Below are 14838 nucleotides of genomic sequence, written 5' to 3'. Positions count from 1 at the left end.
GAAAGCGTCACCTGCCCTTTCACTTATCGCTACTTTTTTCTATAGTGGGTAAGCTTAATAAATATACAAATAACAAGGATAATAATATGCGTGCTAAAACTTATAATATTCGCACCGCTGGACAAGCGAACATTCCGGTACTCGGACTGGGTACGTGGCAATCAACGGGACAAGACTGTATCGATGTCGTCAGCCAAGGTCTTAAAATGGGCTATGAGCACATTGATACCGCCCAAGCTTATGATAATGAAAAAGAGGTAGGAAAAGGCATTAAGCAATCAGGCGTCGCTCGCGATAAATTCTTTTTAACGACCAAAATATTCCCTGATGACATGAAGTTTGAGCCAGAAAAGCTTATTGCGGCTGCCAAACGTTCGTTAGAAAACTTAGATACCGATTACGTTGATTTACTGCTGCTGCACTGGCCTGATGATCGTGTGCCTTTATCCGAGACCATCCCTGCGCTTTGTGAGTTACAAAAACAAGGGCTGACTCGCAATATCGGTGTATCTAACTTTAATATCGCCAATATCATCGAAGCCAAGCGCTATGCTAATGTGCCTATTGTGGTCAATCAGGTTGAGTTTCACCCTTTTATTAAGCAAAAAACGTTGCAGACCTTTTTAAACAATCACCATGTTTTATTAGAAGCGTATTCGCCGCTTGCCCGCGGAGACGTTTTTGATAATAAAATTATTAAAGACATCGCTGATAAGCATGGTATCACCCCAGCACAAGTGTCACTGGCGTGGATTTTATCCGACAAGCACCGTATTGCGATTCCAAAAACGTCCAATCCTGAGCACTTACAAGGTAACTTAGATGCTGTCAAGGTAACGCTCAGTGAAGATGAACTTGAGAAAATTGGCAGCTTAGCGCGTAGCGACGGGCGTAAAATTAAGCATCCGGATTATTCACCAGAATGGGATGATTAATAAACCATACTTATTTGAATACTGACAACAAAAAAAGCCAGCGACATCTTATCACTGGCTTTTTTATATTTAACACTTTTTACGATAACTATTGATAATTATTATTGTCAGCGTAATTACTGCTGCAAAGTCTTGGTCTCATGTACTTTTTCAGCAGGGTTATATTGTTCAGAAGAAGGAATCGCGCCATTACGATTGTTCTCTTTCATCGATTTCGCCACTTCTGGCGGCATATAATTTTCATCATGCTTGGCCAATACTTCGCCTGCGACAAAGGTATCGCCTTGCATTTTACCGGTTGCGACCACGCCTGAGTTTTCAGCGAATAAATCCGGCAAGATACCTTGATAAGTCACGGGCACGGTCGACTCAAAGTCAGTGATAGCAAATTCAACGCTTAACGGGTCGTTTGGCGCACGCTGGACACTACCGGCAACTACCATACCGCCAGCACGGATACGCTTGTCCTGCGGCGCTTCACCTTGCGCAATGGCGGTGGCATCAAAGTAGTAATCGGTCTGTTGCCCAATGGCATAAATCACCAACACCACGGCAATCGCTGCCCCTGCAAGCGTAAACATAACCCACATCAGTTTTTTGCGACGAACTGCGTTCATACCACTACCTCATTGATGAGTAGCTGCTTTACAAAACTGCTCGTTTGCAAAACAGAAAATATTAAAGAAATTCCTATTAGACTGACTTGATAATAAGCCTTTCCAACCGTACTTTTCTAATACCTATATGGTAGCATTTTTTGCCCAAATCGATAAGCCCCCTAGCAACTGATGAGGTCATATATTTACCATTGGGTAATAATAATTTATAAGCTAAAAAGTTGATATTAAGAAGGATTTTAAGAGGATTTTTTAGTCGCAGGATTAGGGGTTTTAGCAGCGCGCTGTGCTTGACGCGCTTGCTGAATCGTTAACTGCTTGATAAGCGCTTGCCGTTGACGGCGGCTATAGATAATAAAAATCAGCATCATGCCGACCGTAATTGCCCAGCATGACCAGACAAATATACCATGCTCACCCATGGCGATAAACTCAGAGACGCTATAAAAGTAAGGCTGCATTATATTTCCCTAGCCGTTATTTGGTTTGTTCATAGCTATATTGTTATATTATATGTGGTTATTTACTTTGTCCACGAACGTATTCTTTGACCCACGCTTTACCTTGATCACGGTATAAAATAAGGGTATTGGTACGATAAATAGCCAAGGTTGCGACCAATAAATAACTGCCAATAATCATCAAGAGTAATGGCAACCACATATCTGCCGACATTTTTGGTGCCGCAGTTAGCGTAAAGGTTGAACCTTGGTGCAAAGTATTCCACCACTGTACTGAGTATTTGATAATGGGCAAGTTGACAGCGCCAACGATGGACAAAATAGCCGCCGCTTTACCGCGGTTGGCCGTATGTTCAAAGGCGGCAAACAATGCCATCACGCCCGCATATAAAAACGCCAAAATGAGCATAGACGTCAAGCGCGCATCCCAAACCCAATAAGTACCCCACGTCGGTTTTGCCCAAATAGAACCGGTTAATAAACTAATGACACAAAGCAAAAAACCCATCGGAGCCAGCGCCTGCGCCACAAGGCTCGCCGTCTTAATTTTCCATACCATATAAATCACGCCGAGTACGGCTAAAGCAAAATAAATGGAGATAGCAAGACTGGCAGCAGGTACATGGATAAAGATAATACGATAGCTATTACCTTGCAAATAATCAGGCGGTGCAAAAGCCAAGCCCCAAATGCTACCGATGAGCAAACAGAGACCGGCTAATATCGCTAACCACTTAACCCAAGGCGCAAAGATACGAAAGAACTCCTTGGTACCCACCGTGGTCAAGAAAACTTGCCAGATGCGTTGCCACAGGCTAGGAGATGAGACATTATTCAGGTTGGGCATGGGAATAAACCTATTACGCAGCTAGTGATTATAGAGTAAAACGCATGATTCATACGACTACCCGCTAACTTGCTGGCGTTAAACGCTGGATAGAATCTACACGTGACTGTTTGTTTAATAAACTATTATAGCAAAGTTGCCAGTTTTCACCATGCTGTTAATATAAAGGGTTTTAATGAGGGAATGTATATAGTCGATACGAATAAAATGGATACACGATACAAAACTGGGTGATTTTTTAATTTAACCAAGACATTTTTAACGTCATTGCAATCACCCATGGCATCACCAAAACCGAAATAATACTACCTGCCAATAATAAAGCTAAAATCGGCAAGCCATTGAGACCGGTGGCAAATAAATCAACCGCACCTGTAGCAAAAATCAATACCGGCAATTGCATCGGTAATGCAATCAAAGGCACCAGCACCGCGCCATTTTTTAGTGATAACGTCAAACTGCTGGCGACCGCTGACAACATGAGCAGCATCGGACTGCCAGCGACAATAGACGCCATCAATATCCACGCCTCAAACCAGCTAAGCTGAAATAAAGGCACAGCTAGCAAACTTAATGTTGCCACGATACCACTACTAAAAATCCAATGAATAACCAACCGAATCAGCACCCATAATGGCAGCGACGCCTTAGCGACGACCAATTGCGCCAGCGTACCATTATCAAGGGCAGGCTTAAACAAACCATCAACGCCCATTACCAGTGACAACAGAGCCGCTATCCAAACCGCGGACACCCCAAGGCGCTGCAATAAAGCAGGCTCACTACCAACCGCTAGCGGAAACAAGGTAATAATCACTAAAAACAATACCAGAGGATATAACCACTGTACCGCTCCTTGCTGCTTGACCTGCCATTCACGCCGCCATAGCTGCATAAAACTGATACAGCGCGGTATTGCTAAGTTCGCATTTGAGTTTTTATTCACGTTTTGTACTGGAGTATCTGACTCTGTCATTTATTCGCTCTTCCACTGATACTTGTCGCACTTATATTGATAGTATTTACACCATATAATCGGACAAATCGAGCACTTGATTGGCCACGCCGACGGCTTGGTGACTGGTCATTAATATCGCACCGCCAGCAGTGGCAAATTCTCGCAATCTATCTTCCATGCGTGCCACCATATCGATATCAAGCGCAGTAAAGGGCTCATCAAGCAGCCATAAAGGGGTGACGTCAGGCGTTAATAAATATAAGCGTGCAAGGGTAATACGACGCGTTTGCCCAGCAGATAAATGGCTTGAGCTGATGGTCTCAAACCCTTGTAATCCCACCCAAGTAAGGGCATCATCAATATCAGCGCTACTTGGACTAATACCATATAAATTTAGCAAAAAAGTGAGATTTTGTGCTACGGTCAGGTTTGGATGAATGCCCAATTGGTGCGATACATATAAAGGCTGCACAGGTAAGCTTACTGTTCCCTGATAAACAATTTCTCCAGTCAGCACCGGCAATAAACTCGCCAGCTGCATCAGTAGCGTCGTTTTACCCGTACCATTAGCACCAACCAAGTGACAGATACTTCCGGCAGCCAAATTGAGTGTCACCCCTTCACATAAAGGAATTTCACCACGCTGAACCGTCAGCTCATCGAGCGCAAGTAAAGCTGTATTCAGAGCTGTCATCCAAACCTCTCATTATTTATTAAGCAACAGGCAATATTCATCACAAACACAGATGAGGTTCATGGCATAATACTTTATGCTTACTTCAACCACACAGTATAACAAATTGTCGATTACTATGACCTCAAAACCTATGCAGACTTCAAAAGATATTCAAAAACCGAATCAAAACCCAGCTCAAAAATCAGACACGCCTATGCTAACTATAAACAGATTAATCGAGGCGCAAGTTGCCTTTATGCGGCAATGGCTGTACTCACAAGCCCAGCCGCTATCGATGCAGGCTTGGCAGTGGTTTGGCGAGCAGCCACTGAGTAAATATATCAGTAGCGATGATTTGCAGCATCTTATTAATGAATGGTTTCTTAAACAGCCAGTTAGCGAAGTAGTTCGCAGCGATATTCGCGATATTCTGCATACTATTATTTATCATCCCGTTAATGATAACGTGCCTTTATCAGAATTGGTCGATGACTCCCAAGTTGAGCTTTTAGCCAGCTACGTAGGCAGTCATGAAGAGCAGCGTAATATCTTGGTTCATACACTAGTCGGCAATGAAACCTTTGCAGACTTATTAACGCAAACGCTTTATCACGCTATCAATGATTTTATGGAATCCACGCTAGATAAAGCGGGCCCTGCTGGCAAACTGATGAAGTTTGGACGTAGCTCGTTTGAAAAAGCAACCAATCGCAATCTTGATGAAAAATTGCAGACGTACCTGCATCGCAATATTAAAGATTTAGCGCATAAAGCAGAAGCCAATGCCCAAGCGCATTTATCCAATGAAGAGGTTGCACGTTTATTGGTAACGGGTTGGGGCCGTATCAAAGATAAGCCGATTAGCGAAATCCAGACCTATTTACGTGATGAGCCTGACGATAGCAGCATTGAGCATATTGAAAATAGCATACAGCAAAGCTATAACCGTTTGCGCCTATCGCCTTATTTGCACAGCCTTGTAGCAGCGAGCGTCGATACTTGGTATACCAACCATCATACCGATAGCATTGCCAATATAGCAGCAATTTTAAATATCGATGAGCAGGCAATGACGCAATTGAGTACTGCCCTGCTACCTGTTGTCACTGACACCATTGAAAGCTCATGGGTTACGGCGCATATAACAGATATGCTGCAAGCGTTTTACGCTCAGCCGAGTATCAAAGCAGGACTGGTATTCGGCACCGATTAATCTGCTGTTGTGGCGTACGGTTTTTGATTTATTTTTTAAATTTCACCTTTTTTATTAGTTAGCCTACTATCTATGAGCCAATCTCCTAAACTCAGCTTATGGCAAAGAATTAAACAGCTGCTCAACATATCAGCTGTGCAGGCTGTCATTGATGATATCAAGGTAGCTCAAGACTTAGATGTGGATGTGGGTGCGGATTTAGACTTAACAAAACAGGATAAGAATAACTCTCAGCCTTCAAAAGATGAGAGTGATAGTATTAAATCTCGTCCTAAAGACAGTGACGATAATGATAATGACAACGATGATACGGATGGCAGCGGCTCTAACCCTGACTTAAATTATAGTTTAAATCATAACGTAAACCACAGCTTTGATAACAGTCCCGATGACGTCATTTATAACAGCCTTAGTAGCAACATTGATAGTCGGTTAGATAGCAGCACTGATACTGATACTGGTACTGGTACTGGTACTGACGCTTATTTTGATAATGATATCGAAGGTATGACAAAGCAAAATAGTGATGATGACACCCCGATTGTCAATTATCTTAAGCAGTATTTTGATGAGCAACAATGGCACTATAACCATTATCGACCTAGAGCCAGTGGCAATAAAAACAGTGACATCCAGCAATCACACCATTTATCTCTGAGAATGCGCAATAAAAAGCTCGATTGTGGCTATCTATTTCGTGTGCAAGAAAAAAACAACTTGCTAGCAGTCTATGGTATTTTGCCGTTTCTGATCCCCGAAAGCCACCAAAGCGCCGCCATGCTACTGATTACCCAAATCAATTACGACATGCTGATTGGCAATCTTGAGATGGATATCAATGATGGCGAGATACGCTACAAAAATGCCATCGATGTCGAAGCGGTCGGTATGGATGAAAATACCATTGAGCATTTACTACAAAGCGTCATCGCCATGACCACGGTTACTTACGAGATATTTAGTGACTTGGTCAATAATCAAAATCCTGCTGCAGAGTTGCAAGACTTACTGATGACGCTACATCAGCAAGAGGATGCGCGAACCTTTTTTTTACCCACGCAATTTGTTCAATAATCAATTATGCAAAACAGATATCTTCTGCTTTTACAATTTCTCACCAATACCCTACTTTCAAAATTCTTAAACCTGTCTATCCTTAAATCACTTTTAAAAAGACATACATTAATACTATGCTAAAAATTGCTTACTCTGACATTTTTCGTTATTCCGTACCCGAAAAGCACCGCTTTCCCATGCAAAAATACACCATGATTCCTGAGCGCTTATTGGCTGAAGGAACTATCACTACCGAGAATTTTTTTGCTCCGAAACGTCTAAGTGAAGAGGAAATTTTAACCACGCATACAGCGGACTATTGGCAGCAGCTTAAAACCCAGACCTTACCACGCAAAGAAGCGCGCGCCATTGGCTTTGAGATGACATCAGAGCTGGTAGAGCGCGGTCGTTATATTGCCCATGCCACTTATGAATGTGCGTTATATGCGCAGCAATATGGCGTGGCGATGAACGTCGCGGGCGGCACTCATCATGCCTTTGCCGATCATGGTGAGGGATTTTGCGTTTTTAATGATGTTTGTATCGCCAGCAATTTATTATTAAATCGTGGACAGGTGCAAAGAATTTTAATAGTTGATTTGGACGTTCATCAAGGTAACGGCAATGCAAGTATTATGGCGGATGAGCCGCGCGTTTTTGTCTTTAGTATGCATGGCGCGAAGAATTATCCATTTCGTAAACAACTATCAGACTTAGATATTGAGCTAGATAATGATACGGGTGATGCAGAATACTTACAGATATTAGAGGTTACGCTGCCGCGCTTAATCAATAAATTTGCGCCGGATATGATATTTTATCAATCCGCCGTCGATGTGTTAGCAACCGATAAATTGGGCAAACTTAGTCTGACGATAGAAGGTTGTAAAGCGCGTGATGAGTTTGTCCTACAACAAGCTAAAGCGGCAAATATTCCCGTAGCTATCGTTATGGGAGGCGGCTATTCAGAAGATATCGAAGATGTGATCGAAGCGCACTGTAATACTTTTCGTTTGGCACAACAGCTGTTTTTTTCAGAATTGATTGAGTAATGTGCAACTTAGAAACAGGCGCGACCAAGCAACATAATGAGCTTAGTGGAGTTTAAATGGCAAAAATATTGATAGGTATAGGGATTTTGCTGGTTGTTATCGGCGTTATTTGGCTGCTATTTCCAAATGCATTTTCATGGATAGGTAATATGCCAGGCGATATCAAACACACCTCAGGCAATACACGGGTTTATTTTCCAGTCGTCACAATGATTATCATCAGTATCGTCGCTACCATACTGTTAAATTTATTCAATCGGTAAATTTATTTAATTGCTCAGTTTATAGCAATGCCGTTATTCCCTGCCAGCCGACACGAATACCTAGCACCGTAAGAATCAATAAAATAAGCTGGCGAAAGCGTGCTTGTGGCAAGTAGCGGCGCAAGCGAATACCAACTAACAGCGCGGCGATAGACATGACACTAAGTATAGTAATCAGCTGCCATTCACTATTACTTAGCGCCATAATAGGCTCACGCAAGACGATAATTTGGGCGATTTTACCCAAGAAATAACACATGTTGCCGACTTTGGCGATGGTATGCTTATCGTCACTTGCGGACAATAAATACATCATTAATATGGTCGACATGGCATTGGTCGCACCGCCAATAATGCCAGCACTAAGACCAACGATAATCAGTACAGGCTTGGTATTAGGCAGACGGATTTGCTTACCGAGTGAGCTACTAACGACATAAAAGCCAATAACCGCTGCCAATACCAACAAGATATAAGCGCTATCTACCCATAGCAGTAGCTTTGCACCAAGCATACTCCCCAGCAGGCTGGTTAACGCAAGCAACCAATAGCGTCTGCCATAGTAGATGAAATTTTGCCAAATAGTACGCCCGCCACCCGCTAGCCAAGTCATGGCATTAAGTAACAATGAGGGAAAAATCACTAGAACGATAGCATGGGGTAACGGATAGATACTGGCAAGCGCGGTGGTGGTTACTAACGTCACACCCAGTCCGCTAATGCCGTGAAGCAATGATGCCAGTGCAAAGACTGCAATCAGTAATAGCGTCTGGGTGCTATCGTCATCCATCATATTTGCCATCAGACTTTAATCTCTAATAGCTATACTGGCAAAATTATAATTAGGACGTATATTATGCATTATGACGTTGCCAGATGGTTTCGCCAATAATAGTAGCCAATTGCTTGGCTATCTCCTCTTTGCTCGCTTTCTCAAGTATCACGCTATCGTGCTCATAACGCTCTGAGAAAAACACTTGCATGGCATTATCATCACTAGCAAAACCAATATCTGCGCGTGACACATCGTTACAGGCAATTAAATCTAAATCTTTAGATACTAGTTTGCCACGAGCATAACGCTCAACATCTTGAGTTTCTGCCGCAAAACCAACGACAAATAGCTTTGGATGGGCAAGTGAAATCGTTGCTAAAATATCAGGATTTTTAACCAAGCTTAGCGTCATCGCATCTTGCGTTTTTTTGATTTTTTGCGGTGCAGCTTCTTCAGTACGATAATCGGCGACAGCCGCGGTAGCAATAAAGATATCAGCAACTTTTACGCTGTCATCGGTAATAATCTCAGTATGCTCATGCTCTTTATCGCAATCACAGTCGTTATGATTATGAGCATGGTCATGGCTGTGCTCATGAGAATGGTCGTGCATATGATCGTGAGAATGGTCATGTTCTTCTTCAAGCAGATACTGTAGCGCGCTATGCCTACCATCGACACATTGCTGCGCTGCTATCAACATATCTTCAGCTGACAGCACATCAATGCGCGTGACATTGAGCGGTGTTGGCAGGGCAACTTTGCCCCCAGCAATTAAAATAACCTCTGCACCAGCGGCCACACAAGCACGGGCTAAGGCAAAGCCCATTTTCCCTGAAGAATGATTGGACAAATAACGCACAGGATCGATGGCTTCTACCGTCGGACCTGCAGTAATTACCACGCGTTTACCTGCTAATAACTGCGGCGTGGTTTGCATGGCATTAAATAGCAGCACTTCGGCTAATAACTGTTCAGGCTCAGGCAAGCGCCCTGCTCCGACATCACCGCATGCCTGCTCGCCGCTGGCTGGTTGGATAATTTGGTAATTCATATCGCGCAGAGTCTGCACATTTAGATTCACTGCTGGATGCGCCCACATTTGCTGGTTCATCGCTGGTGCAATAATGACCGGTGCTGTCGTTGCAAGGCATACGGTGGTCAATAAATCATCTGCCATACCCATTGCAAGCCGTGCCAAAGTATTGGCTGAGGCAGGCGCAATGATAATTAAATCCGCCCATTTAGCAAGCTCGATGTGACCCATCCCCGCTTCTGCTTGCTCATCAAGTAATGAGATATGCACCTCATTGCCCGTCAAAGCCTGCAAGGTAAGAGGCGTGATAAACGCTTGTGCGCCTGTGGTCATAATGACGCGCACATCAAAGCCCGCCTTAATAAGTAGACGGGCAAACATAGCAGATTTATAAGCGGCGATACCGCCGGTGATAGCAAGCACAATATTTGACATAAGCATAGCATCAATAAAAAAATGAAAGATAAAATTTGCGCTTATAGTAACAATTATGCGATAAGTTAGGGGAAGTTTTGTAGATTTATCTCAGTTATCTGGCACCTATCCTCATTATCAAGGAGTGACAATGGGAATTAAAGACTGGCATGAAGATGATAGACCCCGTGAAAAGCTGCTGAAATTTGGCGCAGCTCATTTATCTGATGCTGAGATATTAGCGATATTTTTGCGCACAGGCACCCAGTCACAATCTGCCATTGAGCTTGCCCGCCATTTAATCGACAAGTTTGGTAGCCTAGCTGAGCTGTTGGCCGCGCCGCAAGAGACGGTACTTGCTTGTCACGGTATTGGTCCTGCCAAATACGCCCAGATACTGGCATCGCTTGAGATGGGCACGCGCTATTTAGACAGTCAGCTTAAGACAGGTCACGCCCTTGGACGCTCGCAAATGGTCAAAGACTATATCAGCACCCAGCTGCGCGGTGAGCACCGTGAGGTCTTTGCCGTGCTGTGTCTGGATAATGCGTTAAACTTAATCAATTTTGAGATACTGTTTACCGGCGGCATTTCTTCTTGCTCGGTCTGTATCAAACACGTCTTACGTCATGCGTTAAGCCACGCTTCCAGTCAGCTTATCGTCGCTCATAACCACCCGCATACCAATGCAACCCCTTCAACGGCCGACAACTTATTAACCTACGAGCTAAAAAAGGCTTGTGACTTAATAGATTTGTCATTGGTTGACCATATCATTGTCGGACGTAATGACACCTTATCTTATGCTGAGAGCTGCTTGCCCCCTTTTGGCTAAGAATCGATAACAGCTGGTTATATAAACAAAGCTTGATACATATTATCGACACAGCGTAGCATTTTGGCTCTTGATAGTTATAAACAACTGTTTCATATTGGTAGTTAACTTTATTTTTGCTGTGGCAGTTGTGGCAGTTATCGGTAAACCTACTATTGATAGATTTATTTAATAGTAGGTCTATCCTTATTAATTTTCAAAACTGCTAGAAAAGAAGTACCAAACAGGCATTTATTTTGTCATATACATTAACTTATCGCATAAAAAATCTGATGGAAAAATAAAATAACAATTAGAATTATTCCATCAGTTTTTATTCATTTAAATTTTACGCTTGTGCATTCAGCGTTATAAAGGAGACAGTCATGGCCATCGGCTTATTTATTTTGGCAGTAATCATTCAGTTAGCCGTGGTCTTGGCCATCTTTTTATTATCCTTATCGCGTGTCACTGGCAGTATCGTGGCTCTTGTTACCATCCTCGTCACCGCCTTTATCAGTCCATGGTCGCTTATCTTAGGTATACCAATCGCGCTCTTATGCCTAGTATTGTTATTTACTCCGCTGCGCCAATCACTGATTACCAAGCCAGTTTATAAAGCCTTGGGCGGTGCCATGCCAAGCATGAGCGACACCGAACGTGAAGCTCTTGATGCTGGTACCAGTTGGTGGGAAAAAGAGCTGTTTATGGGCGCGCCAGATTGGGATACCTTTGCCAAGTATCCCTATCCTGAATTATCAGAAGAAGAGCAAAGCTTTATTGATAATGAAGTAGAAGTGCTCTGTGCCATGCTTGATGAATGGCAAATCCATCATGAAGATAAAGAGCTGTCACCAGAGGCGTGGCGCTTTATTAAAGCCAATGGCTTTTTAGGTTTAATCATTCCTAAAGAATATGGCGGTTTAGAATTTAGCTCGTATGCCCAAAGTCGGGTGATGAGTAAAATTGCTTCGCGTTCACCAACCGCTGCCGTTACTTGCATGGTACCGAACTCACTTGGTCCCGGTGAGCTGCTGATGCATTACGGTACCGATGAACAAAAACAACGCTGGCTACCAGGTTTAGCCAAAGGCGAAGAAGTCCCTTGCTTTGGTTTGACTGGTCCTGAGGCGGGCTCCGATGCAGGCGCGATTCCTGATACGGGTGTGGTTTGCTATGGCATGCATGAAGGCGAGCAAGTGCTCGGCCTACGCATGAATTTCTCTAAACGTTGGATTACGCTTGCGCCTATCGCCACCGTCGTTGGTTTGGCCTTTAAGATGCATGACCCAGAAGGTTTACTTGGCGACCCTGAAAAGACCGATTACGGCATTACCTGTGCGCTCGTTCCTGCTAGCCATGAAGGGGTAATTATCGGTCCGCGTCACAATCCAATCGGCTCACCATTTATGAATGGTACAGTCGATGGTAAAGACGTTTTTATTCCACTAGATTATATTATCGGCGGCGTTGAAAATGCGGGTCGCGGTTGGCGTATGCTGATGGAATGTTTGGGTGTTGGCCGCGGCATCTCCTTGCCAGCGCTATCGACCTCTGCCAGTGAAGTCAGTTATTTGACCGTTGGTGCCTTTGCAAAAGTACGTGAGCAATTTAAAATCTCCGTCGGCAAATTTGAAGGTGTACAAGATGCCACCAGCCGTATTGCTAGCAACACTTATATGTTAGAAGCTTTCCGTCATTTAGTTACCTGTGGACTGAACCAAGGTGGTACGCCATCAGTAATGACAGCAATGGCAAAATACTATGCCACTGAGACCATGCGTTCAGTCATTAATGACGGTATGGATGTGGTCGGTGGTCGTGCGGTGCAGATGGGACCGCGTAACTTTTTAGCGATTCCTTATCAAGCCATTCCAGTCTCTATCACCGTTGAAGGTGCCAATATATTGACGCGCTCGTTGATGATATTTGGTCAAGGGGCAATGCGTTGTCACCCTTACCTATTTGACGAGCTGCAACTGCTACAAAGTGAGGATAAAGAAGGCGCGCTCAAGCAGTTTGATGATTTATTCTTTAAACATTTGGGCTATACTTTTAATCGCGGTGCCAAAGCGTTTGTCGCAGGCTATGTCGGTGGTAGCAGTCATGCGCCAAGCTTTGCCGATAGCTTTACCCGTCCTTATTACAAAGACATCAACCGTTTGAGCGCAGGCTTTGCCCTAACCGCTGATATGTCTTTAGGCTTATTGGCAGGCGATTTAAAACGTAAAGAAATGCTGTCTGGGCGCTTAGCAGATATTCACGCGCATCTATTTATCTGTACAGCGATTCTACAATTTTATGAATACGGCTCTAAATCAGCAGCTGAACGCTTGCATGCGGAAGTGGCACTAAAAAACAGCCTTTATACTATTCAAGAAGCCTTTTTATCTTTATTTGCTAACTTTCCAAATCGCATGGCGGCAAGTGTGGTCAGCTTTGTTACTTTCCCAAGTGGTCGTATCTTTGCACCGGTGAGCGATGAGTTAAAACGCCAATTGGGCGATACCTTTATGGATGATTTTGAAGCCAATCCATTCCGCGATTATCTTAAAACCATGGTGTATTACAATACTGAGCCCGATGATGTAACGGGACGCATGGAGCACGCTTATCAAACACTGCTTGACGTTGAACCTTTATGGCAGAAGTTCAAAAAGGCTGAGCATAAAGACAGCTTTGAAGGTTTAACCTTTGAAGATCACGTGGTCTATGCCAGCCAAAATGGTGATATTACCGAAGAAGAGGCTGAAGTCCTTATTCAATATAATGCTATACGTTTTGATTCGTTATTAACTGATGTGTTCGATAAGCATTTATCTAAAGTGCAAGAACGTACCAATCCACACAGTTTAGAGAATGCAGTTTATAAGCTAACGGATTATGCGCAATTGAAAAACGATGCCCAAATAAGAAACGGTATCGCGACTGATAATACTGAGTCAACGACTGAATCCTTTGAGCCTGCAGCGGATGATAAACAAGAAGCAACCGGTGATGCCAATCCTGACCATGGGTATGAAAGCGATGGTGATGTAAAAATGGTCAGCGAGCAAGACACCATAAAAGAGGTTCAAGCACAAACCGATTTTGCAGAGTCGAATCCTGAAGCGCAAGCAATCGACCCGCGTCACCGTGATGCAGAAACGCACCTAAGCGAACGCATGGGTCATAATCATCGTTTGAATCAAGCGACTGATATTCATGCTGATAATGTAAATAACTCAGATAGCTTAGACGGCTCAAATGGCCTTGAGAGCTCAGAAAGTATGCAGGCAAAAACAGACAGCTTAGACAAATCGTCCAACGCTGATAACAAATGGCAAGATGGTTTACGTCGCGACGAAAACGATAAGGTTTAAGTGGCTTAAAACCAGCACTTCTCTAAGACTTGTTTTTCAACTTAAGCGAGATTATCCAACATAGATAGTCTCGCTTTTTTCGTATATACCATAGCTATGACACGCAAATCTACGCAAAAACCCTTATGTTATTCAATTTTATCTAAAAATTTTTGCCGCTAAATAAATCCTGACCACAGCAAGGCGAAAATGTCACGTTATTAAAGTCATAAAAATTTCTTGCAGTATCCCCAACAATTCTTTTATATTGTCTCCAAAATCTGACTTAAATGACAGATAACACACTTATAGACGTAATAAACACAGTAGCAGACACGATAATGACGCTTATACGGCCTGATATATCGTGTTTATTGCTG

Annotated in this window: 13 protein-coding genes and 2 pseudogenes; 7 read left to right on the top strand and 8 right to left on the bottom strand. The window is 43.3% G+C overall.

Annotated elements, in window-relative coordinates; genetic code table 11:
* Positions 1-86: 86 nt before the first annotated feature.
* A complete protein-coding gene (locus FHS24_RS07245) occupies positions 87-935 on the top strand; it encodes an aldo/keto reductase (RefSeq protein WP_183620235.1) in 849 nt (282 codons plus the stop codon).
* A gap of 116 nt (positions 936-1051) precedes the next feature.
* Here the strand turns inward: FHS24_RS07245 and ccmE are convergent, their stop codons facing one another.
* The 5 genes from ccmE to ccmA all read right to left on the bottom strand — a co-directional run bounded on the left by ccmE (position 1052) and on the right by ccmA (position 4512).
* Positions 1052-1552, bottom strand: a complete 501-nt coding sequence (gene ccmE / locus FHS24_RS07240) for a cytochrome c maturation protein CcmE (protein ID WP_183620233.1) — start codon at positions 1550-1552, stop codon at positions 1052-1054.
* A 239-nt stretch (positions 1553-1791) separates the two neighbouring features.
* Positions 1792-2013: a heme exporter protein CcmD gene (gene ccmD / locus FHS24_RS07235; protein WP_183620231.1), complete on the bottom strand. Its 222-nt coding sequence runs from the start codon at positions 2011-2013 to the stop codon at positions 1792-1794.
* Between the two features lie 58 nt (positions 2014-2071).
* Positions 2072-2860 carry a heme ABC transporter permease CcmC gene (gene ccmC / locus FHS24_RS07230; RefSeq protein WP_183620229.1) on the bottom strand — a complete coding sequence of 263 codons (789 nt, stop codon included), beginning with the start codon at positions 2858-2860 and terminating at the stop codon, positions 2072-2074.
* 238 nt (positions 2861-3098) lie between these two features.
* Positions 3099-3755, bottom strand: coding sequence for a heme exporter protein CcmB (locus FHS24_RS07225; RefSeq protein ID WP_183620806.1), 657 nt, complete (start codon positions 3753-3755; stop codon positions 3099-3101).
* Positions 3756-3882: 127 nt separating this feature from the next.
* Complete coding sequence (gene ccmA, locus FHS24_RS07220; RefSeq protein ID WP_183620220.1) at positions 3883-4512, bottom strand: heme ABC exporter ATP-binding protein CcmA; 630 nt, start codon at positions 4510-4512, stop codon at positions 3883-3885.
* Between the two features lie 76 nt (positions 4513-4588).
* On the opposite strand from ccmA, the gene FHS24_RS07215 reads away from it, so the two are divergent.
* The 4 genes from FHS24_RS07215 (at position 4589) to FHS24_RS07200 (ending at position 8078) form a co-directional block, all read left to right on the top strand.
* On the top strand, positions 4589-5707 hold the full coding sequence (locus FHS24_RS07215) for a hypothetical protein (RefSeq protein ID WP_227671730.1): 1119 nt from the start codon (positions 4589-4591) through the stop codon (positions 5705-5707).
* A gap of 72 nt (positions 5708-5779) precedes the next feature.
* Complete coding sequence (locus tag FHS24_RS07210) at positions 5780-6781, top strand: YbjN domain-containing protein (RefSeq protein WP_183620219.1); 1002 nt, start codon at positions 5780-5782, stop codon at positions 6779-6781.
* 116 nt (positions 6782-6897) lie between these two features.
* Complete coding sequence (locus FHS24_RS07205) at positions 6898-7815, top strand: histone deacetylase family protein (RefSeq protein WP_183620218.1); 918 nt, start codon at positions 6898-6900, stop codon at positions 7813-7815.
* Between the two features lie 56 nt (positions 7816-7871).
* Positions 7872-8078, top strand: coding sequence for a DUF2905 domain-containing protein (locus FHS24_RS07200; RefSeq protein WP_183620217.1), 207 nt, complete (start codon positions 7872-7874; stop codon positions 8076-8078).
* A gap of 19 nt (positions 8079-8097) precedes the next feature.
* Here FHS24_RS07200 and FHS24_RS07195 read toward each other — a convergent pair whose 3' ends face one another.
* The 3 genes and pseudogenes from FHS24_RS07195 to coaBC all read right to left on the bottom strand — a co-directional run.
* Positions 8098-8880, bottom strand: a complete 783-nt coding sequence (locus FHS24_RS07195) for a sulfite exporter TauE/SafE family protein (protein ID WP_183620216.1) — start codon at positions 8878-8880, stop codon at positions 8098-8100.
* A gap of 52 nt (positions 8881-8932) precedes the next feature.
* A pseudogene (locus FHS24_RS12570) lies at positions 8933-9436 on the bottom strand (phosphopantothenoylcysteine decarboxylase domain-containing protein); the annotation flags it as partial.
* 114 nt (positions 9437-9550) lie between these two features.
* Positions 9551-10324: pseudogene (gene coaBC, locus FHS24_RS12565) on the bottom strand (bifunctional phosphopantothenoylcysteine decarboxylase/phosphopantothenate--cysteine ligase CoaBC); the annotation flags it as partial.
* A 130-nt stretch (positions 10325-10454) separates the two neighbouring features.
* Between coaBC and radC the strand changes: the two are divergent.
* The gene (radC, locus tag FHS24_RS07185) at positions 10455-11138 is read left to right on the top strand and encodes a RadC family protein (protein ID WP_183620214.1); all 684 of its coding nucleotides are present in this window, start codon (positions 10455-10457) and stop codon (positions 11136-11138) included.
* A 365-nt stretch (positions 11139-11503) separates the two neighbouring features.
* Positions 11504-14479, top strand: coding sequence for an acyl-CoA dehydrogenase (locus FHS24_RS07180; protein ID WP_183620213.1), 2976 nt, complete (start codon positions 11504-11506; stop codon positions 14477-14479).
* Positions 14480-14838: the final 359 nt, after the last annotated feature.

It is taken from the genome of Psychrobacter luti (assembly GCF_014192115.1).
GTDB classification, from domain to species: Bacteria; Pseudomonadota; Gammaproteobacteria; order Pseudomonadales; family Moraxellaceae; genus Psychrobacter; species Psychrobacter luti.
Note: the sequence above shows the minus strand (reverse complement) of the source record. Positions and strands in the feature narration are given on the sequence as shown.